15 protein-coding genes are annotated in these 19,977 nt (G+C 75.1%); 9 read left to right on the forward strand and 6 right to left on the reverse strand.

Features of this window, described 5'->3' with window-relative positions; all coding sequences use genetic code 11:
- Nucleotides 1–50 precede the first annotated feature (50 nt).
- The 3 genes from ACFVVL_RS20000 to ACFVVL_RS20010 are packed head-to-tail and all read right to left on the reverse strand — an operon-like array spanning nucleotide 51 to nucleotide 5,724.
- Nucleotides 51–1,991 carry a hypothetical protein gene (locus ACFVVL_RS20000; protein ID WP_387676960.1) on the reverse strand — a complete coding sequence of 647 codons (1,941 nt, stop codon included), beginning with the start codon at nucleotides 1,989–1,991 and terminating at the stop codon, nucleotides 51–53.
- Nucleotides 1,988–3,289 carry an ATP-grasp domain-containing protein gene (locus tag ACFVVL_RS20005; protein ID WP_380296938.1) on the reverse strand — a complete coding sequence of 434 codons (1,302 nt, stop codon included), beginning with the start codon at nucleotides 3,287–3,289 and terminating at the stop codon, nucleotides 1,988–1,990. Before ACFVVL_RS20005 ends, ACFVVL_RS20000 begins: the two co-directional genes overlap by 4 nt.
- The gene (locus ACFVVL_RS20010; RefSeq protein ID WP_387676963.1) at nucleotides 3,286–5,724 is read right to left on the reverse strand and encodes an amino acid adenylation domain-containing protein; all 2,439 of its coding nucleotides are present in this window, start codon (nucleotides 5,722–5,724) and stop codon (nucleotides 3,286–3,288) included. Before ACFVVL_RS20010 ends, ACFVVL_RS20005 begins: the two co-directional genes overlap by 4 nt.
- A gap of 266 nt (nucleotides 5,725–5,990) precedes the next feature.
- Between ACFVVL_RS20010 and ACFVVL_RS20015 the strand changes: the two genes are divergently transcribed.
- The 4 genes from ACFVVL_RS20015 to ACFVVL_RS20030 all read left to right on the forward strand — a co-directional run bounded on the left by ACFVVL_RS20015 (nucleotide 5,991) and on the right by ACFVVL_RS20030 (nucleotide 9,848).
- On the forward strand, nucleotides 5,991–6,689 hold the full coding sequence (locus ACFVVL_RS20015; protein ID WP_387676966.1) for a 2OG-Fe dioxygenase family protein: 699 nt from the start codon (nucleotides 5,991–5,993) through the stop codon (nucleotides 6,687–6,689).
- A 15-nt stretch (nucleotides 6,690–6,704) separates the two neighbouring features.
- A complete protein-coding gene (locus ACFVVL_RS20020; protein WP_387676969.1) occupies nucleotides 6,705–6,989 on the forward strand; it encodes an acyl carrier protein in 285 nt (94 codons plus the stop codon).
- Nucleotides 6,986–8,425 (forward strand): hypothetical protein, encoded by a 1,440-nt coding sequence (locus tag ACFVVL_RS20025; protein ID WP_387676971.1) that lies wholly within the window; start codon nucleotides 6,986–6,988, stop codon nucleotides 8,423–8,425. The genes ACFVVL_RS20020 and ACFVVL_RS20025 overlap by 4 nt, the downstream gene beginning before the upstream one ends.
- A 442-nt stretch (nucleotides 8,426–8,867) precedes the next feature.
- Nucleotides 8,868–9,848 (forward strand): ParB/RepB/Spo0J family partition protein, encoded by a 981-nt coding sequence (locus ACFVVL_RS20030; protein WP_387676974.1) that lies wholly within the window; start codon nucleotides 8,868–8,870, stop codon nucleotides 9,846–9,848.
- Between the two features lie 57 nt (nucleotides 9,849–9,905).
- Here ACFVVL_RS20030 and ACFVVL_RS20035 read toward each other — a convergent pair whose 3' ends face one another.
- Nucleotides 9,906–10,715 carry an aspartate/glutamate racemase family protein gene (locus ACFVVL_RS20035; RefSeq protein WP_380296946.1) on the reverse strand — a complete coding sequence of 270 codons (810 nt, stop codon included), beginning with the start codon at nucleotides 10,713–10,715 and terminating at the stop codon, nucleotides 9,906–9,908.
- A 649-nt stretch (nucleotides 10,716–11,364) separates the two neighbouring features.
- On the opposite strand from ACFVVL_RS20035, the gene ACFVVL_RS20040 reads away from it, so the two are divergent.
- Both ACFVVL_RS20040 and ACFVVL_RS20045 read left to right on the forward strand, forming a co-directional pair.
- The gene (locus tag ACFVVL_RS20040) at nucleotides 11,365–12,735 is read left to right on the forward strand and encodes a DUF6271 family protein (RefSeq protein ID WP_387676977.1); all 1,371 of its coding nucleotides are present in this window, start codon (nucleotides 11,365–11,367) and stop codon (nucleotides 12,733–12,735) included.
- Nucleotides 12,732–13,229, forward strand: a complete 498-nt coding sequence (locus tag ACFVVL_RS20045) for a GNAT family N-acetyltransferase (protein WP_387676980.1) — start codon at nucleotides 12,732–12,734, stop codon at nucleotides 13,227–13,229. Before ACFVVL_RS20040 ends, ACFVVL_RS20045 begins: the two co-directional genes overlap by 4 nt.
- 71 nt (nucleotides 13,230–13,300) lie before the next feature.
- Here ACFVVL_RS20045 and ACFVVL_RS20050 read toward each other — a convergent pair whose 3' ends face one another.
- On the reverse strand, nucleotides 13,301–14,401 hold the full coding sequence (locus ACFVVL_RS20050; RefSeq protein ID WP_387676983.1) for a substrate-binding domain-containing protein: 1,101 nt from the start codon (nucleotides 14,399–14,401) through the stop codon (nucleotides 13,301–13,303).
- A 142-nt stretch (nucleotides 14,402–14,543) separates the two neighbouring features.
- On the reverse strand, nucleotides 14,544–16,343 hold the full coding sequence (locus ACFVVL_RS20055) for a beta-galactosidase family protein (RefSeq protein ID WP_380289046.1): 1,800 nt from the start codon (nucleotides 16,341–16,343) through the stop codon (nucleotides 14,544–14,546).
- A gap of 262 nt (nucleotides 16,344–16,605) precedes the next feature.
- Here ACFVVL_RS20055 and ACFVVL_RS20060 point away from each other — a divergent pair, with 262 nt between their 5' ends.
- The 3 genes from ACFVVL_RS20060 (at nucleotide 16,606) to ACFVVL_RS20070 (ending at nucleotide 19,484) form a co-directional block, all read left to right on the forward strand.
- Nucleotides 16,606–17,706 carry a substrate-binding domain-containing protein gene (locus ACFVVL_RS20060; RefSeq protein ID WP_387676987.1) on the forward strand — a complete coding sequence of 367 codons (1,101 nt, stop codon included), beginning with the start codon at nucleotides 16,606–16,608 and terminating at the stop codon, nucleotides 17,704–17,706.
- Between the two features lie 127 nt (nucleotides 17,707–17,833).
- A complete protein-coding gene (locus ACFVVL_RS20065) occupies nucleotides 17,834–18,145 on the forward strand; it encodes an ArsR/SmtB family transcription factor (protein ID WP_380289042.1) in 312 nt (103 codons plus the stop codon).
- A gap of 136 nt (nucleotides 18,146–18,281) precedes the next feature.
- On the forward strand, nucleotides 18,282–19,484 hold the full coding sequence (locus ACFVVL_RS20070; RefSeq protein ID WP_387676990.1) for an MFS transporter: 1,203 nt from the start codon (nucleotides 18,282–18,284) through the stop codon (nucleotides 19,482–19,484).
- Nucleotides 19,485–19,977 lie beyond the last annotated feature (493 nt).

Genomic DNA, 19,977 nt, shown 5'->3' on the forward strand with positions numbered 1-19,977 from the left:
GGGCCGTACCCGCCGACCGGCGGGTACGGCCCCATCGCGTCGGGCGCGCCTCACTCCCGCGGACGGACCGCCACCGGCCGCGCCGCGCAGTGCACCTGGCCGTCGGCCACGACGAACCCCCGGAGCATGTGCTCGTGGTGGGCGAACGCGTGCTCCGCGACCTCGATCCCGGCCCGGAGCCGGGTCGGACCCCCCGGCCGGAGCCGGAGCCGCTGCGGCTCGGGGCCGGTCAGGCCGTGAGCACCGGCCCTGGCGGCCTGCACCAGCGCCGCCGCCGTGCGGATCTCCGCACCCGGCGCGGTGGTGATCACCAGCTCGACGTCCACCGTGCCCGGGCGCGGCCAGACCGCCGGGCAGTCGATCGTGATCATCCGGATCGGTGAGCCGGCCGGCAGGTCGAGCACCGGACCGCAGCGGTGGCAGGCCAGCACCTCGCGCTCGATCCGGGGGTGGGCCGGGTGACGGCCGGTCACCACGGCCGTCGGCCCGCCGCAGTACGGGCACGGCCCGCCGCCGGGTTCGGCCGTGGTCTCCAGGATGTCCTCCCAGACCTCGTTCGGCGGCGACTCGCTGACCTGCGCGAAGTCGAACAGGTCCAGCGCCACGTCGAACTCCGCGTCCGCCACCAGCGCCAGCAGCTCCTCGACCGGGGCGCCGTCGGCGGCGCCCTCCGCTCCGGAGGCCGTGCCCCGCCGGAACCCGGCCACCACCGCGCCGAGCCGGGCGTCGAGCTCGTCCACCCCGGCGGCCGGCAGGAACCCGGTCAGCGGCAGGTCGCGCAGCCCGCGGACCGCCCGGCCGGCCTGCCGCAGCCGGGCCCGGACGCCGTCCCCGCCGTCCCCGCCGTCCTGCTCCGGCTCGGCGAGCAGCGGGAGGAGCCGGTCCAGCCCGACCGGCCCGGCCTCCGGGAACGGTGCCACCCACGGGAGGCCGAGCAGCAGGTGGTGCGGCACCTCCCGTCCGGCGGCCTGCCGGTTCAGCAGGACGCCCAGCTGACCCACGGTGGCCCCGGCCGCGGCGGCCCGGTGGGCCAGCCGGTTGAGCCGGACGTCGGGGACCATCTGGTGCACGGCCCCGATGAAGGCCGCGGCGATCCCGCCGAGGAACGCGTTGGTCAGCTGGTAGTCGGCGGCCACCAGACCGTGTCCGGGCCGCCAGGCCATGCAGCTGTTGGCGAGGACGGCGTCGGCGCGGATCCCCCGGGCCGGGATGACGTCGTTCGCGGAGACCCCCGCGCGGAAGCACTGCCCCGAGAACGCGCAGCCGGGGGCGCCGGCGGGCGGTACCGGCCCGGCCGGGCCGGTACCGGCTCCGCAGACCACGGTGTCCCGCAGGACGAGGGCGTGCTCCCGGCCGGCGGTGGCGAACGACACCAGACGGTGTCGCTCGGCGAGCAGCGGGGCCACCACCCCGGCCCGGACGTCCTCGCCCACCACCCAGCGGGTGCCGGAGGGTTCGGCAGGCTCCCGGCCGCCCCACGGGGCGATGCACAGCTGCGAGCGGGCGGGCGGCTCCCGCAGGGCGCAGCCGAGCCCCTTGGCGACCAGCCAGCTCAGTTCGTCCAGGTCCCGGCCGAGCAGCACGCCGAGGGCCGCCGTCCCGCGACCGGCCCGGCGCAGCGCGGCCGTCACGTCGAGGGTCTCCAGCACGAGTTCCAGCGACAACTCGTCGGCGAGAGCGGCCAGGACGACGTGCTCGGGCGCGCCGGCGACCGCGGACACCGCGCCGGGCGGGCCCGCCACGAAGGCGCCGCCGACCCGCGCCGCGAGTGCCGCGCCCACCGGCGCGGCGGCGGAGCCGGGCGGCACCAGGACCAGCACCCCGCCGGCCGGTGCCGGGGGCGCCCCGGCGGGCCGGCCCGGGGACAGGTCACGGAGCTCGCCCAGCCGGTCGGCCGCCGTCCCGAGCAGCGGGATCCGGTCCGGGTCCCGCAGCGCCTCCAGGTAGTCGGGCAGCCGCTCGTGGGCGGAGAACGGCCCGTCGGCGGTCACCGCTCCACCGGGACCGGGGCGACCGTGAATCCCCCCGGCCGCCCGACCCGCGACGCGATCCGCCGCACCTCCAGGTGGTCGGCCCGGACCTGGGCCGGATCGGGGTGGCCGAGCACCGCCACGCCGAGTTTGTGCGCGTCCATCAGGTCCAGGGTCTCGGGCACCTCGTCCCCGTCCGCGACGTTGATCCTGAGGTGGTAGCAGGACGGCAGCCCGGTGATGGCGTTCAGGCCGTCGATCCCGCTGATCCGCCCGGCCGAGGCGACCGCGAAGAAGACCACCAGCACGGTCATCTCCAGGTCGTAGTCGGGGCGCACCCGCGCCTCCCCGGCCAGGTGGCGCACGGTGCGGTCGATGAGGTTGTCGCCGGTCGCCAGCTGGCAGGCCCACGGCTGCGCCCCGCCCGGCGGCCGGGCGTTGACCTCCATCAGCAGCGGCCCCCGGTCGGTGAGCATGACCTCGGTGTGGGCGACGCCGAAGCGCACGCCGAGGGCGTCGAGCACCTGCCGGGTGTAGCGCACCAGTTCGGCGTGGCCGGGTGCGTCGAACGGCACGAACTCCATGCTCTCGTAGACCGCCATCCGGCCGCCGGTGGTCCGCTTGCGGTAGCGGACGATGTCGGTCACGGTGTGCACGCCGTCGTGGCTGAAGGTGTCCACCGCGTACTCGACGCCGGTGACGTGCTCCTGCACGATCACGTCGGTGAGCCGGATCCCGTGCCGGCTGACCGAGCCGGCGAGGTCGGTGACGGCCTCCCGCCAGCCGGCGCCGCCCGGGTGCCGGGTCACGCCGTCGGTGCCGGAGGCGTTGGCGGGCTTGACCACGAGGTCGCGCCCGACCAGGCCCTTGGCGCGCAGCCACTGCGCCACCTGGTCCGGGTCCCGGGTGCACAGGCCCTCGACGACCGGCAGTCCGGCGGCGGCCACCGCGGCGTACATCTCCCCCTTGTGCCAGCGGGCGGCCGCGAGCCCGGGCAGGTTCGCACGGTCCGGGGTGAGCTCGGCGGCCAGGCGGTCGGCGAGCCGCACGCCGTGCTGCTCACCGGGCAGGACCGCGACCGGCGCGAGGTCGCGCAGCCGCTCCAGCACCGGGTCGAGCAGCTGCCGGGTGATCGGGACGGAGTCGTCGGCGCCGTACTCCAGGTGGTGGTCGAAGTCCGCGGCCCGGAACGAGGCGGCCAGCGGGGCGGCGGAGCGCAGCGTGACGGCGCAGGTCGAGAAGCCGGCCCGGCGCAGCGCGGGTGCGTACATGTTGCCGGAGGAGTAGGGCTCGACGACGACCACGACGGGCTTGCTCATGCCGGCCTCCCCGGCGTCGTCCGGCCGGCCGTGCCGTCGATCCTGGCCGCCAGCAGCTCGACCGTCGGGCACTCGAAGATGTCGCCGATCAGGACCCGCTTCCCCAGCTCGGTGCGGACCTTGGCGATCACCCGGGTGGCCAGCAGCGAGTGGCCGCCGAGCTCGAAGAAGTCGTCGGCGAGCCCGATCCCGGGCACCGCGAGGATCTCCTGCCAGATGCCGAGCAGCCTGGCGGCCGTCGGTGACGGCGGTTCGGCCGGCGAGGGGGCCGCCGGCCCGTCCGCGGGCGGAGCCGGCTCGGGCGCGCCGAGCGCGGCCCGGTCGAGCTTGCCGGTCGGGGTGAGCGGCAGCGCGGGCAGCAGCACGAACCGCGCGGGCACCATGGGCTCGGGCAGCAGCCGGGCGGCGTGCTCGCGCAGGGCGCGCTCCGTCGGCGGCCGGGCGGGGTCCCGGGCCACGACGTAGCCGACCAGGATCCGGCCGGTGGCGTCCTCCTGCGGGGTGACCGCGGCCTCGGCGAGCCACGGGTGCTCCAGCAGCTTCGCCTCGACCTCGCCGAGCTCGACCCGGTGCCCGCGGATCTTCACCTGGTGGTCGGCCCGGCCCAGGAACTCCAGCACCCCGTCCGGGCGGTGGCGGGCCAGGTCGCCGGTGCGGTACATCCGGCTGCCGGGCACCGCCCTGAACGGATCGGCGACAAACCGCTCGGCGGTCGGGCCGGGGCGGCCGGCGTAGCCGCGGGCGACGATGTCGCCGCCGACGTAGAGCTCGCCGGCCACGCCGGTCGGGGCCGGCTGCAGCGCCTCGTCGAGGAGGTAGACGAGGGCGTCGGTGATCGGGCGTCCGATGGGTGGCAGCTGCGGCCAGTCGGCCGGGTTCCCGCGCTGCCAGTGGGTGGTGGCCACGCTGGTCTCCGACGGGCCGTAGCCGTTGCGCAGCGCGCAGCCGGGCAGCCGGGAGAGCCAGCCCACCAGGTCCGGTGCCATCACCAGCTGTTCGCCGCCGGTGACGACGGTGCGCAGCCGGTACTCCCGGGGCCGGTCCTGGCGCACCGCCCAGTGCGCGATGTTCAGCAGGCCGGAGTAGGGGGCCTCCAGGTGGTCGATCCGCTCGGACTCCAGCAGGTCGAGCAGGGCCTCCGGGTCACGCCGCACCCGTTCGTCGGGCAGCAGGACCACCCGGGCGCCGGCGTGCCAGCCGCCGAAGATCTCGCAGAACGAGGCGTCGAAGCCGAGCGCGCTGAACTGCAGCACGTGCGCGCCGGGCGCGATCCCGGTCTCGGTCGCGTACCAGTCGGTGATCCTGACCAGCGCGCGGTGCGGCATGGCCACGCCCTTCGGGCGGCCGGTGGAGCCCGAGGTGTGCATCAGGTAGGCCAGGTTCTCCCCGTGCACGGCGGTGCCGGGGTTGTCGGCGGGCCGGTCCGCGAGGTCGAGGGCCGCCAGGTCGTGCACCTCCCAGCCGCCGGGCAGTTCCGCGAGGCCGTCCGCCGGCCCGCCCTCGGTGAGCACCAGCCGGGGTGCGCAGTCGGCCAGGATCTCGGCGGTGCGCGCGGGCGGTGCGGCGGCGTCCAGCGGCACGTAGTACGCGCCGGCCTTGAGCACCGCCAGCATGGCGGTGAGCATGGCGATGCTGGATCCGCCGTGGAGCGCCACCGCGGTCTCCGGCCCGACCCGCCGCTCGCCCAGCCAGTGGGCAAGCCGGTTGGCGGCGGCGTTCAGCTCCGCGTAGCCGAGCGTGGTCCCGCCCCTGGTCACGGCGGCGGCGTGCGGGGTCCGCTCCGCCCAGGACTCCACCCACCGGTGCACCAGCGCGTCGGCGGGGACCTCCGAGGTCGCGGTCCGGGAGCGGTCGCCGAGCAGCAGGGCCCGTTCGGCCGGCGGCAGGACGGCGAACCGCCCCACCCGGGTGTCCGGTCCGGCGACGACGGCGGCGAGCAGGGTGTGCCACCGCGCCGTCCAGTCCTCCGCCCGCGCCGAGCGCCCGGCGGGGGCGGGCCGGTCGTCCGGGGGCCGTCGGTCGATGCCGGTGCGCAGGCCGTCCGGCGTCCGTACGACCGTCAGGACGAGGTCCCGGGCCGGGTCGTCCGGCGCCCCGGTGCAGGAGCGCAGCTCGGTCCGCGTCCCGGCCGGCGGCTGCGGGGCCCCGACCGGCGCCTGCCGGCGCAGCCGCGCCAGCAGGTCGGTGAACGGCGGGTCGTCGGTCAGCTCGCAGCGGAGCTCCCGGGTCCGGGCCGGCTGTCCCGCGGCCGCGCTCACCGTCCGCTCCCGCCCGCCCCCGTGGCGGACCGCCAGGACCGCGAACGCGGCGGCCAGCGTCAGCTCCGGCGGCACGCCGTGCGCGCGGCTCAGCCCGGTCAGCCCGGCGGCGAGTTCCTCGGTCAGCGGGACCGTGTTCCCGGTCGTCGTGGGATCCGGGCCGTCGCCCATGGCCATGTCGCTCCTTCGGGTGTCACGTCGAGAGTTCCCGACCGGGATCGGAACCCGAATCGGGCCTGGCCGGAAATGCCGGGACGGACCGGACGCAATGGCCGCGGGGGCGCATCGGCCAGAAGCCAGTAACGGCCAGGCCGGAGCATCCGTCAAGGCCGGCCGGGATCCGGCGGGGGTCGTGCGACTGAGAACATCTGACAGTTGCACACTTCTCCCGGGGCGCCGCCGGCCGGCACCGCGGTACACGCTTGACAGCGTCCCGCCCCGTCGTGAGCCTGGGAACAGTGAGCATTCCAATTTATTCGTCCGGCAATGTCCGCGACGATCCGCAGTGGAGCCGCGACGACGACTGGGAAAGGTTCAGCCGATTCTGGGACGATCTCCCGCTGGACACGCACATGGGGGACGGCGGAACGTATCGGCGCCGGAAGTACTCCGCTGTTTCCTATGAATTCGGCAGTGGTGCGGTCCGTCCGCTCGGCCAGGACGGGTTCCTGCAGAGCAGGGAGATCAACCACCTCAACGGCGGCGTCGTCCGGCGCTTCGAACCGGTCGACCCGGCCCTGCTCGGCACGTCCGTGCTGCACCGGCTGCTGGCCCGCTTCACGCGGCAGATCGCCGGCACCGCGCGGACGGCCGGGTCGCCGGCGCCCGTGGGCCGGGTGAACATCCACCAGCACCGCATCACCGCGACCGGGGCGCAGGCCGGCAATCCGACCCCGGAGGGGATGCACCGGGACGGCGTCGGCCACATCGTCATGATGCTGGTCGCCCGGGAGAACGTCGCCGGCGGCTCCAGCACGCTCCACGACAACGCCGGAACGCCGGTCTTCACCCGCACCCTCACCGACCCCGGCGACTACATCTTCCTCGACGACCGCACCTGCCTGCACTCCACCTCCCCGGTGACGGCGGCCTCACCGGCGGCGCACGGGTACCGCGACATGTTCTTCCTAGAGTTCTGCTGACGGAGACCAGATCCCATGAGTCCGGCCCACCCCACCCCCACGCCCGAACTCCTCCGCGCGATCTGGCGCGAGATCCTCGAACTGGACGTCGTCGACGACGAGCAGAGCTTCTTCGTGCACGGCGGCAGGTCCATCGACGCGCTGCGCCTGGTCAACCGGATCCGGAACGTGTTCGGCCTGGACGTCACCGTGCGGACCGTGATCGAGGCGCCGACGGTCGGCCTGCTGGTCCAGGCCCTCGGGACGGCTCCGCCGGCCGCGCCGCGGCCGCGCCTGACGGAGGGCCCGGGCGCCGGATGACCGCGCACCGGCACGCCTCGCCCGCGCGCTCCGGACTCGGCCGCGCCTACCGCGAGCAGCTGGCACGGGAAGGGGTCCGGATCGAGGAGCTCAACCGGGACGCGGCGGCGAGCCGGCTGCTCCGGATCACCTATCCCGGGGAGTTCCTGCCGACGCCGGTGTTCGTCTCCGCCGCCGAGCGGGCCGCGCTGCTGCGGGACGGCGAGACCGTCCACCGCCTGCTCACCGAGCTGCCGGACCGGCTGTTCGGGGGCGACCCGGGCGCCCTCGCCGAGGCCGTCGGCCTGACGGAGGTCCAGGCGCGGCTGGCCTCCCGCGCCGCGGACGGCCCGCCCCCGCTCCGCCTGGCCCGCAGCGACGTCTACCGCGACGCCGAGGGCTTCAAGCTGCTGGAGATGAACATCTCCAGCGCCCTGGGCGGCGCGGAGATCGCCACGCTCAACCGCGCCATGCTCGGCCATCCGGCGCTGGCCCGCTTCACCGCCGAGCACGGGCTCGGCTACGTCGACACGCTGCAGCACTTCGCCGCGACCGTGCGCGCCGCCTGCGGCGGCCCGCACCGCACTCCGGTGGTGGCGCTGGCCGAGTGGCCGGAGACGTTCGCGGACTACGAGCTCTGGCTGCACGTCACCGCGTCACTGCTGGAGGACGTGGGCATCGAGTGCGTGCCCTGCCACGTCGGGGAGCTGGCCGACCGCCCGGGCCGGCTGGAGGCGCGGGGCCGCCCGGTCGACGCCGTCGTGCGGTTCTTCCTGCTGGACGAGATCCGCACCCCGCAGAAGGCGGCCCTGCTCGAACCGCTGCTGCGCGCCGTCGACGCCGGCACCGTGCGGCTGCTCAGCCGGATGGACACCGAGCTCTACGGCAACAAGGGCACCTTGGCGCTGCTCTCGGACGACCGCCACCGCGCCCTCTGCACCCCCGCCGAACGGGACTGCCTCGACCGCTTCCTGCCCTGGACCCACTTCGTGCGGCCGGTGCTGCGCCTGCCGGACGGCTCGACGGCCGAGCTGGAGCGGTACGCGCGGGCCGAGCAGCCGGACCTCGTCCTCAAACCGGTGCTGTCCCACCGGGGCATCGGCACCGTACCGGGCTGGACCGTCCCGGCGGCGACGTGGCTGGACCGGGTCCGGCGGGCCGTCGGCGGGCCGTACGTGCTCCAGCGGCGCGTCGTGCCCACCGCCGAGGCGTTCCCCGCGCCGGACGGCGGCACCCGCGAGGTCTACCTCAACTGGGGCGTGTTCCTCACCGACCCCTCGGCCACCGGCTCGGACGGCTACGGGGGGTGCTACATCCGGGCCAGCGACGACCCGGGGATCGGTGTGATCAGGACGGGCCCGAGCACGAAGTACGCCTGCGCCTTCCACGAGGAGGACTCCGCCGCCGCGGCCCCGCGGGTCCGGCCGGTCCACGCCACCGGCCGGCCGGGATTTTAGTCCGGAATTGTTGCACCGGTGTGGCATGCGTTTGAAAAGACCTGCTCAGGAACGCCCGGCCGGCCACCTCGGCACGATTTGCCCGGAAGTCGCCGCACGCATATCGGCCACCCATTGCCCGCCGTCGCGGCGCTCCGCCCCGGCCGGACTTCCCCCCCGGCCCACGGGCACCACCAGTAACACCCTTGACATGCCATAGTCGAAGAAATACGCTCACCTGTCGGAGCGGCTAATCGCACACTGATCAACCGCCGCAAATCTCCGCCGCACCACCGTATATCGCGTGAATTCGCCATCGGCCAGTATTTCAATTTCAGATGGGCGGCACCACCGAGTCGTCCTTGCAGTTTCCATTCGTCCTGTGAGGGTGAAATTGCCCAGCGAAGAGCGCTCGACCTCCCCCAGAGACAGTGCCGAACAGATCGCTCGTCGTTCCTGGAAGATGACCGTGGACACCGTCCCGGTCGGATGGCTCAAGCCCGCCGACTCCCCCCGCCTGCACGGCGAGGACCCCGACCACGTACGACTGCTCGCCGAATCCGACACCGTCCTGCCGCCGATCCTGGTCCACCGCGGGTCGATGCGCGTCATCGACGGAATGCACCGGCTCCGGGTCGCCGAACTGCGGGGCGACACCGAGGTCCAGGTCCAGTATTTCGACGGCACCGATGCCGAGGCCTTCGTCCGCGCCGTCCAGCTGAACGTGGCCCACGGACTGCCGCTCACCCTCGGCGACCGGGAGGCCGCCGCCACCCGCATCGTCGAGTCCAACGCGAGCTGGTCGGACCGGGCCATCGCCCGGATGACCGGCCTGAGCGCACCCACGGTCGGCCGGATCAGGGCCCGCTCGCGGTCCGACCGGTCCACCGAGGCCGCGGCCAGGATCGGCCGCGACGGCCGGGTGCGGCCGCTGAGCAGCGTGGCGGGCCGGCGGCGGGCCGGCGAACTCATCGACGCCGAACCAGGTCTGAGCCTGCGGGAGATCGCCCGACGCGCCGGGATATCCGTGGGCACCGTGCGGGACGTGCGCAAACGCGTGAGCCGCGGCGAGGACCCCGTCCCGGCCCGGTTCCTGCCCGGCCCCGCCACCGCCCCGGTCGCGCCCCCCGCGCTGCCCGGCCGCGCCATGAAGGCGCTCGCCCCCCTCCCTCCCGACCCCGTCGCGGGGACCTACACCTCGGACCTCAACAGCCTGAAGAACGATCCCTCGCTGCGCCTGACCAGCACCGGCCGCTTCCTGCTGCGCTGGCTCAGCCTGCACGCCATCAGCCAGGCGCAGCGGGACAGCCTCATCGAGTCCCTGCCGCCGCACAGCCGGGCCCGGATCGCCTACATGGCGAAGTACTGCAGCCGCTGGTGGGCGGAGTTCGCGGACAACCTGGCGGAGGAGCAGGAGGAGCGGGGCATCCCGAGCACCGGCTGACCCACCGGCACCCGCCCGCGGAACCGGCGGCGGTCCGCTCGCAGGAGCGGGCCGCCGTCATCCGCGCAGCCCGGAGCCGCCGCACCGCACCTCCTCGCGCCGGACCTGCCACCGCGTCCGGCCCCGGGCGTTCGCACCTGCCGGCGACGCCGTGCACGGGGAGCGCCACAGCCGCTCCAGGACCACGTCGACGAGGGCGTCGGTCGAGTCCAGCAGGGGAAGCAGCCGCGCAGCCGCTCCGCCGACCAGCGGGATCTCCGTGCACGCGGCCACCACCGCCTGCACACCCTGCTCCCCGAGCGCGGCGGCGGCCCGGGCGATCCGCTGCTCCGCCTCGGCCAGCCCGGTCCCCGCCTTCACCGCCCGGATCGCCACGTCCACGCACTCCCGCTGCACCGGCGCCGGTACCTGGACCACGTCCACGCCGAGCCGCTCACCGGCCCGCTCGTACAACCCGGCCGCCCGCGTCCCGCGGGTCGCGAGAACCCCCACCCGCCGCACCCCCGGCGCCATCCGGACCGCGGCGGCCATCGCGGCCTCGACCATGTCCAGCACCTCCACCCCGACGGCCCGCGACAACTGGTCCAGGTAGGCGTGCGCGGTGTTGCACGGCACCGCGATGCAGCCGGCGCCCGCCCGGCGCAGCCACCGCGCCCCCGCCACCATCGCCGGCACCGGCGACGGCCCCTCCCCCAGCAGCGCCGCCGTCCGGTCCGGAACCCGCGGATCGGCCCACATCAGCACCGGCAGGTGCTCCTGGTCGGTGGCCGCCGGGGTGCGTTCGACGAGCCGGCGGTAGAAGTCGGCGGTCGCCCTCGGCCCCATGCCGCCGAGGATGCCCAGCACCGGGACCTGGCCACTGCTCAAGGGATGCCGCCTCTCGGACTCGGTGCTCACCGGCTGCCGATCCCGGCCCGCGCCGACGCCCGGCGGTTCGCCGATCCGGTCGCCGATCCGGTCGCCGCCCCGGCGCCCGCGCGGCCGGCCGGCCGCGCACCCGCACGACCTGCCGTGCACCGGCCCGGCGCCGCTGTCACGCCCCGGCCCCGAGGACCTCCCGGCGCGGCCTTCGCCAGCCTAGCCAAACACCGCCGGGGGCACGAGCCTGTCACGATGCACCCCCGCCGCCGGGGCCCGGTGCGCGATCGCCGCGGGTGCCCGGCACGGAGGGCAGGGGCGGCTGATCGGTACGGGGGGCAGGGGCGGGTGCCCATTCGGGCAGTGTCGGGGGGCGCCGGGAGGTCGCCGAACGATCTCCGTTGACACCGGAGTTGGTCTAGTCCACGGTGGTGAAACGAGGTCGTCCAGGTGAGTCCGGCGGAGCCCCGTGACCCGGCGCTGATCCTGCCCGGGACTCATCGGCCTCCTCAACTCGACCACTCCACCGTGGCTTTGGGCGGGCCGTGCGGCGCCGCCGAGCGAGCCGTCGTGCCTTCGGTGCGGAGATCCGCCCCACACCGGCTCCGAAGGCGCCACCGCTGTAACGAATTTGACGACCAGACGGAGAATCCCGCACATGCAACGAGTCTGCCTCGCCCTGCCCACCATGCGGTCCTGCCCGGGCACCATCGTGGATCTCGCCGAGGAGGCGGCGTACGCCGTCGAGAAGTTCGGGGTCGAGGTCCACCTGCTCGTCCTCGACACCACCGATGCCACCGATGCCGCCGGGTTCGCGAAGAACGCGGATGCCGTGGCCTCGCTGGCACCCACCGCCGGGGTGTTCGTGCACCACCTCGGCGAGGCGCAGCAGCGGGAGTTCTTCCGGCGGGTGGCGGAGCGCTCCGGTGCCGCCGACCCCGGGCTGCTGCTGGAGATGATGGTGCCGCGGGCCGTCGCGTACGGGTCCTGCGTCAACCGGGTGTTCCTGGGCGCGGCGGCGCTCGGCTGCACCTCGGTGCACCTGCGCAACGACGATGCCGACTTCCAGGTCCTGGACGGCGAGAAGGTCTTCCCGATCCACCACGAGCTGCTGTCGATCGGCCGCCCGGCCGGGGAGGCGGCGGCCGGGGTGACCCGCTCCGAGCTGGACCCGGCCGACGCGGACAAGCCGGTGATGCTGGTCAGCGGCTCGTTCATGGGCGAACTCAACGTGGACATCGGCGAGATCCGCGAGCTGGACCCCGAGGTCTACCGCGAGGTGGTGCGGCTGTGGACCCCGCCGGTGTGGCCGGACGAGGACCGCGACGCGATGGTGGACGTGTCCTTCAAGGGCACCGGCACCGAGCCGTTCACCGCGGACCACTCGGTCCTCGGCGTGCCGGACATCTGGGACGTCTTCATGTGCAACGTCGCGCTGGACCACCGGGCGTACGAGGTGCTGCCGCTGCTGCCCTCGACCGAGACCCTGGGCTGCGACTACGCCCTGCTGCACGCGCTGGTCCACTCCCGGATGCCGGGCGTCGTCCACAACCGCCACATCGTCAACTACTACACGCCCGAGCGCCGCACCGGCGCCGGCTTCATCCCCTACCAGATGGGGTTCGTCAAGCTCCTGCTCTCGATGCTGTACCTGTACCCGGTCTACGGCGGGATGATCGACCTCGGCCGCGACCTGCTGGACGAGCGGCACGGGCTGAAGGTCGAGCCGATCCTCGCGCTGGTGCGGGGCAGCGTCGACTGGGACCGGGCCGGGAACGAGCACTGCCTGGACGTGCTGGACCGCTCCTACCGCAAGCTGGGCGGCAAGTACGCCGACCTCGCCGACGTGGTGGCCGGGCGGCGGGAGCAACTGCTGGACGAGGCCCAGGAGGACGCCCGGCGCTGGGCGGTGCTGGTGGAGGCCTGGGCGGGGATGGTGGCCGCCGCCCGCGCGGAGGGCCTGCGCCCGGACGCGGCCGCGGCGGACGGCGTGGTCGGGGCGGACGGCGTGGTCGGGGCGGCCGGGTGAGCGACGACTTCGTGATCCGGCGGCTCACCGACGACGACTGGGACGCCGTGGTCGCGCTGGAGCACGACGCCTACGCGGCCGACGGCCTGTCGGAGGGCCGGGAGGCCCTGCAGTCCCGGGCCCTCGGCTCGCCGGAAACCTGCTTCGTGCTGGAGCAGGACGGCACGGTCCGCGGCTACCTGCTGAGCCTGCCGTACCCGCCGCTGCGCTGCCCGGACCTCGGGCGGCCGGAGGACGCCGCGTTCGAGTCGGGCAACCTGCACGTGCACGACCTGGTGATCGCCGAGGACCTGCGCGGCCGGGAGGTCGCGCTGGGGTTCATGCGGTACTTCCGGGCCCGGGCGGAGGAGCTGGGCTTCGAGCGGATCTCGATGGTCGCGGTGCGCGGGGCGGACATCCTGCTGCGGCTCATCGGCTACCGCGCGCACCGGGAGGTGGCGGTCCCCGCGTCCTACGGGCGGCGGGCGGTCTACATGTCGATGCCGGTGCACTGACGCCGGCCCCGCCTCCGGTCCGGGCCCCGGCCCCGCCGCCGACACCGGTGGCGGGGCCGGGGCCCGGACGGTCAGCCGCCGGAGGACTCGCGCACCGTCAGGTCCGGCAGCAGCTCCAGGTGGTGCACCGGCAGGGCACCGCCGCCGGCGCCCAGCCGCCGCACCAGGAGGTCCACCGCGGCGGCGCCGACGGCGCGCTTGGGCGGGGCCACGGCGGTCAGCGGCGGGGCCCCGAGGGCGGCGAACACGTCGTCGTAGCTGACCAGCGCGAGGTCCCCGGGGACCCGCACGCCCCTGGCCCGCAGCAGGGGCAGCAGTTGCAGGGCGTCCTGATCGTTGTGGACGAGCGCGGCGCCGAGGCCGCCGGAGACGGCCCCGGCCAGCCGGGCCGCGACGTCGTCGACCCCGGCGGCCGGGGTGAGGACGTCGATGACGGGCTCGGCGGGCAGGTCGAGCGTCCGGCAGGCCTCGGCGTAGCCCTGGCGGACCTGGTGGGCCGTCCAGGTGTCGGTGCGGGCCGCCAGCGCCACCCTGCGGTGGCCGAGGCCGGTGAGGTGACGCAGGGCGAGCAGGACGCCGTGCCGGTGGTCGGAGCCGACCGCGTCGAGGGCGGCGGCGGGGCTTCCGGGGGCCGGGCGGCGCTCCAGCAGGACGGCGGGGACGGGGAGTTCGGCCACCCAGGCGTGTTCCTCCGGGCGGTCGGCGGCGCTCCAGTTCGGGGCGAGCAGCAGGCCCTGGACACCGGAGGCGAGCAGTTGGTCGACCTGGACGCGGTCGGCGCTGGCCTCGTAGGAGGAGATGCCGAGGACCAGGTGGACGCCGGCCCCGGCGGCGGCGGTGCGCGCGCCGGTGATCACCTCGTCGAAGTACTGCACCACGGCGGGGACGAGCAGCCCCAGGGTGACGGCCTCCGCGGGGCGGTCCGGCGCGGGGGCGGGGGCGGGGGCGGATCCGGGAGCACCGGACGCGGGACCGCCCGGCCCGGGGCCGCCGGCCGAGACGGAACCGTGCGTACGGCGGAGCCGGCCGGCGTCGGCGAGGGCCGCGACGTCCCGGCGGACGGTGACGGCGGGCAGGCCCAGCCGCTCGGCGAGGTCCACCACCCGGACGGTGCCCAGGGCGCGCACCGTGTCGAGGATGCGGGCACGGCGATCGTCCGCCGGGATCGGCATGGCACTCCCTGTCGGTGGGCGGCCTTTCGAGGCTCTGTCGAGGTGGACAGGAACCTACCACCCGGCCCCCGGAGGCCAGGACGGCCCCACGGGCACGGGCCGCGGCGCGGCGCGTGCCCGCGGGGCGGGCCGGTCCGGGAGGTCAGGAGCCGTACCGCTCCTCGGGGACGACGGGGCCGAGGTCGGGGCCCGCCACCAGTTCGACGCGGTCGCCCGGGCGGTGGAGTTCGAGGATCAGCAGCTCGTTGGCGCCGGCCCGCCAGAGCGGCGCCGGGGCGTAGAGGGTGCGCTGCGGGCCGATCTCCCAGTAGCGGCCGAGCGCGAAGCCGTTGAGCCAGACCATGCCCTTGGTGAATCCGGGCAGGGCGAGGAAGCCGTCGGCGGGGGCGTCGACGGTCAGTTCGGCCCGGTGGAAGGCGGGCCCGTCGGCGGTGGAGGGCTCGCCGAGGGCGAGGGCCGTCGGGTCGTCGAGGGGCAGCGGGCGCACCTCCCAGCCGAACTGGTACTGCCGGTCGACGCGGACGCCGCCGGTGATGCCCTTGGGGTCGTGCAGCAGCGGGCCGTAGTTGATCCGGCCCTGGTTCTCGACGAGCAGCTCCAGCACGGCGCCGCCCTCGGGGACCCGCAGCGGCAGGGCCTGCGCGGGGTGGTCGCGGTCGAGGACGCCGAGGGGCTCGCCGTCGAGGAAGACCTGCGCGCGGTCGGCCAGGCCGTCCACCCGCAGGTCGCCGTGAGCGAGCGGGCCGCGCAGCCGGGTGCGGTAGTGGATGAGGCCGAGGTTCTGGCCGAGTTCCTCCATCGGGCGGGGCTCGGGGAGGTGGTGCACGGTGGAGAGTTCGGCGAGGGCGCCGCCGGCGCCGAGCAGCGGCCGGCTCGCGGTGACGGGGGCGGTGCGGGGGGCGAGGCGGGCGGGCAGCGGCGGCAGCGGGTGCGGGTTGGGACCGAGGTGGCGTTCGATCACCTCGCGGAAGAGGTGGAACTTCTCGGTGAGCTCACCGGCCTCGCCGACCGGGGCGTCGTAGTCGTAGCTGGTGACGTCCGGCTGGTAGGTGGTGCCGTCGTGGTTGGCGCCGTTCCACCAGCCGAAGTTGGTGCCGCCGTGGCCCATGTAGAGGTTGACCGAGGCACCGGCGGCGAGCTGGGCGTCGAGCACGGCGGCGGCGTCCGCGGCGTCGCGCACGTGGTGCGGGGTGCCCCAGTGGTCGAACCAGCCGCACCAGTACTCCATGGTGACCAGCGGGCCGACCGGCTGGTGGCGGCGCAGGCAGGCGAGGGACTCCTCCGGGCGGGACCCGAAGGTCCCGGTGGTGAGGAGCCCGGGCACCCGGCCGCCGAGCTGGAAGCCGTCCTCGGCGCCGTCGGCGGTGAAGAGCAGGACGTCGACGCCCCGGGAGACCAGGGCGTCCCTGAGGTGTTCGAGGTAGGCGGTGTCGTTGCCGTAGCTGCCGTACTCGTTCTCCACGGCGACGGCGACCACCGGGCCGCCGTGGGAGGAGAGCAGCGGGAGCAGCACCGGCACCAGGTGGTCGAACCAGGCGTCCACGGCGGCGAGGAAGGGCGGGTCCAGGCGGCGCAGCCGCATCGCGGGGTCGGCGAGCAGCCAGCCGGGCAGGCCGCCGAACTCCCACTCGGCACAGATGTACGGGCCCGGGCGGACGATGACGTCGAGTCCGAGGTCGCCGGCCGCGCGCACGAAGGCGGCGAGGTCGCGGTCGCCGGTGAAGTCGGCCCGGTCGGGCGTGGGCTGGTGGAAGTTCCAGGCGACGTAGGTCTCGACGGTGTTGACGCCCATGGCGCGCAGCCGGGTGAGGCGGTCGGTCCACTGTTCGGGGCGGATGCGGAAGTAGTGGACGGCGGCGGAGACGATCCGGTGCGGACGTCCGCCGCGCAGGAAGGTGTCGCCGTCGGTGGTGAGGGCGGGGTGGGGGGCCTGGTCGGCCATCGGGTCCTCCGCGGGAGGGGAGCGGGAGCGAGGGGGCGTGGGGACCTCGGTGGGTCCGGGCGCACGGCTGCGCGGGTGACTGCGGGCGGATCGGCGGCAGCCACCGGTGTCACCCTAGGAGTTCGGTGATCGCACGGTCAATCGATCGACAGTCCTGGGTATTATTGATCAATTTTCGATCGAACGATACTCTTCGATCGGAAAATCATCGGCTGACCGCTTCCGGACGACGCTTCGGCGGGCACGACATGGGGAGGCCACGATGGCCATTTCGGGGGAAGAGCGCCGCAGACTGATCGTGTCGGCCGTCGGCGAGCTCGGCGGGCGGGTCCGCCTCACGGAGCTGGCCGGACGACTGGGCATCCCGGCCGTGACGGTCCGCCGCGACATCGCCGCGCTCGCCGACGCCGGCCGGCTCTCCCGCTCCCACGGCTTCGTCTCCCTGGAGCGCCCGGACGCCACCGGGGCACCGGCCGCCCCCGGCCCCGGCGAGGGCCGCGCCCTCGGCCTGCTGGTGCCCTCGGTCGGCTCCTACTTCGACGAGGTGATCGCCGGGGCCCGGGCCGCCGCCACCGCCGCCGGGGCCCGGCTGGTCCTCGGCATCGCCCCGTACGGCGCGGGCGGCGACCGGCTGCAGGCCGAACGCCTGCTGGAGTCCGGCGCCGAGGGCCTGCTGCTGGCCCCGGGCCTGCTCCCCGGCCGCGCCACCGAGGACGACGCCTGGCTGGACACCCTGCCGGTGCCCGCCGTGCTGGTGGAACGCCGCTCCCCCACCCCGGACGGCCCCGGGTCCGGGCTGGACACCGTGACCTCCGACCACCGCCACGGGGTGCTGAGCGCGCTGCGCCACCTGGCCGGGCTCGGCCACGGGAGCGTGCTGCTGGCCGCCCGGGGCGACTCCTGGACGGCCGCCGAGGTGCGGGCCGGCTACCGCGAGGGCACCCGGCTGCTCGGACTGCCCGCCCTGCCGGCGCTGGACACCCTCGGGCCCGGCAGCGTACCGGCCGACCCCGAGGTGCTGGTGGCGCGGATCGCCGAGGCCGTGCACTCCGGGACGCGGGCGGTGCTCGTCCACAACGACCAGGACGCGCTGCGACTGCCGCCGCTGCTGCGCGCGCACGGCCTGACGGTGCCCGCGGACGTGGCGCTGGTCGCCTACGACGACGTCTTCGCCGCACTCGCCGCGCCCCCGCTGACCGCCGTGGCCCCGCCCAAACGCGCGGTCGGCGGGGCGGCGGTCGACATGCTGCTGCGCCGGCTGGCGGTCGGCGACGAGCTCCCGGTGCACCGCACGTCCCTGCTCCCGGTCCTGCACGTGCGCGCCTCCTGCGGCGCCGAGCTGACGACGCCGCGGGCCGGGTAGGGCCGCGTCGGGTCGGGTAGGGCCGCGTCGGGTCGGGTCGGGCCGCGTCGGGTCAGGTTGACGAATTTCTTCGTATCGAGAATATTGGATGCGTTCCCGGAGGTCCGGCTCGCGAGAGGAGTGCACGGTGGATCCGCTGGCCGTTCACAAGGCGCTCGCCAACCCCGCGCGGGCCGAGTTCCTGCACTGGCTGAAGCATCCCGAGCGGTACTTCGACGAGGAGTACTACCTGGAGCGCGGCGTCGGCTTCCACATCGGCGTGTGCGTGACGGACATCCGGGAGCGTTCCGGGCTGGCGCAGTCGGTGGTGTCCGGCTACCTGCAGATCCTGCGGGACGCCGGGCTGCTGGTGTCGGAGCGGATCGGCAAGTGGACCTTCTACCGACGCGACGAGGCGACCATCGCCGCCTTCGCGGCGTACGTGCGCGACCAGCTCTGAGCTTCGTTCCGGTCCGCCGCCGGGGAGGGATGCGCCCTTTTCCGCGGCGAAATTCATCTAACTATCTAGATTTGTAGCTCGGAGTTGCGGGGCGGCGGAGCCGTTCCCGTGGACGGCCGGGCGGTGGAAGGCAGTCATGGGAAAGACCGGTCCTGTCGTCCTGACCCTCTCGCTGGGGGTGTTCGGGATCATCACCACGGAGATGGGCGTCGTCGGCGTCCTGCCCAGGATCTCCGAGGAGCTCGGGGTGGCGCCGTCCACGGCCGGGTGGCTCGTCGGCGTCTTCGCGCTCGTGGTCGCCGTCGCGGGCCCGTTCGCGACGCTGCTGGCCTCCGGCGTGCGGCGCAGGACCGTCCTCGCGTCGGCGCTCGCGGTGTTCGCCGCGTCCAACGCCGTGTACGCGCTCACCGACCGCTTCTCGGTGATGCTCGTCTTCCGGATCGTGCCGGCGGTCTTCCACCCGGTGTTCTTCGCGGTCGCGCTCACCGCCGCCACCCGGCTCGTCCCGCCCGAGCGCGCCACCCGGGCCGTCACCACCGTGTTCGCGGGGGTGACGCTCGGCTTCGCCTTCGGGGTGCCGATCACCTCCTACCTCGCCGAACACCTCTCCCTGGCCGCCGCGTTCTGGTTCGGCGCGGGCGCCAACCTGCTCGCCCTGCTCGGGGTCCTGGCCCTGTTCCCGGCCATGCCGGCCGAGCGGCGGCTCTCCTACGGCCGCCAACTGGGCGTCCTGCGGCGCTCCCGGACCTGGCTGGCGCTGACGGCCGTGGTGTTCGTCTTCGCGGCGATGTTCTCGGTCTACGGCTACTTCGCCGAGTACCTGGAGCGGGTCACCCGGCTGGGCGGGTCGACGATCGGCGGGCTGCTGATGGCCTTCGGGATCGTGATGGTCCTCGGCAACCTGCTCTTCGGCCGGCTGCTGGAGCGCACCCCGGTCCGGACGGTGACCGCCTTCCCCGTCCTCTACGTCCTGGTCTTCGCGCTGGTCCGGGCGGTCGGGCCGTGGCCCGCGCCGATGGTCCTCGTGGTGCTGCTCTGGGGGGCGGTGCACTCGGGAGGGCTCGTGGTGAGCCAGACCTGGCTGGCCCGCGACACCCGGGACGCGCCGGAGTTCGGCAACAGCCTGTTCATCTCCTTCTCCAACCTGGGCATCACCGTCGGCAGCGCGGTCGGCGGCCTGGTGGTGGCGACCGCCGGGACGCGGCAGCTGCCGTGGGCCGGCGCGGCGTTCGCCCTGGCGGCGCTGGCGGCCGTGCTGGTGCGGCGCCGGGTGGGGCCCGAGCCCGCCGGGGTGACGGCGGCGGAGCCGGCGGATCTGCGGCCCGCCGTGTCGTCCTGACGCAGCCGGGAAACGCGGGGCCCGCCCGTCGAAGCGGCGCCCCGCGACCGGGAACAACGGCCGCGCGGCGCCCCGCCCGCCTCAACCCGGCAGCAGGCGGAGGCAGTCGGCGACGCGCCGGAGAACGCGGAGACCCGCCCATCGCGGCCCTCCCCCTGCGGTGCCGGGGCAACCGGCCGGAACGGTGGCCGAACCCGGCTCCTCCCGCCTCGGCCCGGCAGCAGGGCGGACAGATGCCGCGCCCCCGGTCCCAGCCGCGGGCCGAGAGGCACGAGTCGGCCACGGGCCGGGGAACGCGGGGGCCCGCTCGTCGCGGCTGTCCCCCGGCGCCAAAGCCGCCGACCACCCGCTCACCGCGCGGCGGTGCCCCGCGACCGGAACGGCGGGCCGCAGAAGCCGCAGCAGCCGCAGGCGCGACGGGCCGGAAAACGCGAGGGCCCGCTCGGCGTGGCCCTCCCGCGACCGGGCGGAACACGGCCCGGACCCGGCTCCG

This window comes from Kitasatospora sp. NPDC058115, assembly GCF_042884635.1.
In the GTDB taxonomy this organism is placed as follows: Bacteria; Actinomycetota; Actinomycetes; order Streptomycetales; family Streptomycetaceae; genus Kitasatospora.

Excerpts from the sequence above, each read along its gene's own strand:
- ACFVVL_RS20025 (WP_387676971.1), top strand. The coding sequence starts at position 6,986 with ATGACCGCGCACCGGCACGCCTCGCCCGCGCGCTCCGGACTCGGCCGC.
- ACFVVL_RS20060 (WP_387676987.1), top strand. The coding sequence starts at position 16,606 with ATGGCCATTTCGGGGGAAGAGCGCCGCAGACTGATCGTGTCGGCCGTC.
- ACFVVL_RS20005 (WP_380296938.1), bottom strand. The coding sequence starts at position 3,289 with ATGAGCAAGCCCGTCGTGGTCGTCGTCGAGCCCTACTCCTCCGGCAAC.
- ACFVVL_RS20055 (WP_380289046.1), bottom strand. The coding sequence starts at position 16,343 with ATGGCCGACCAGGCCCCCCACCCCGCCCTCACCACCGACGGCGACACC.
- ACFVVL_RS20030 (WP_387676974.1), top strand. The coding sequence starts at position 8,868 with ATGACCGTGGACACCGTCCCGGTCGGATGGCTCAAGCCCGCCGACTCC.
- ACFVVL_RS20040 (WP_387676977.1), top strand. The coding sequence starts at position 11,365 with ATGCAACGAGTCTGCCTCGCCCTGCCCACCATGCGGTCCTGCCCGGGC.
- ACFVVL_RS20010 (WP_387676963.1), bottom strand. The coding sequence starts at position 5,724 with ATGGCCATGGGCGACGGCCCGGATCCCACGACGACCGGGAACACGGTC.
- ACFVVL_RS20050 (WP_387676983.1), bottom strand. The coding sequence starts at position 14,401 with ATGCCGATCCCGGCGGACGATCGCCGTGCCCGCATCCTCGACACGGTG.
- ACFVVL_RS20070 (WP_387676990.1), top strand. The coding sequence starts at position 18,282 with ATGGGAAAGACCGGTCCTGTCGTCCTGACCCTCTCGCTGGGGGTGTTC.
- ACFVVL_RS20020 (WP_387676969.1), top strand. The coding sequence starts at position 6,705 with ATGAGTCCGGCCCACCCCACCCCCACGCCCGAACTCCTCCGCGCGATC.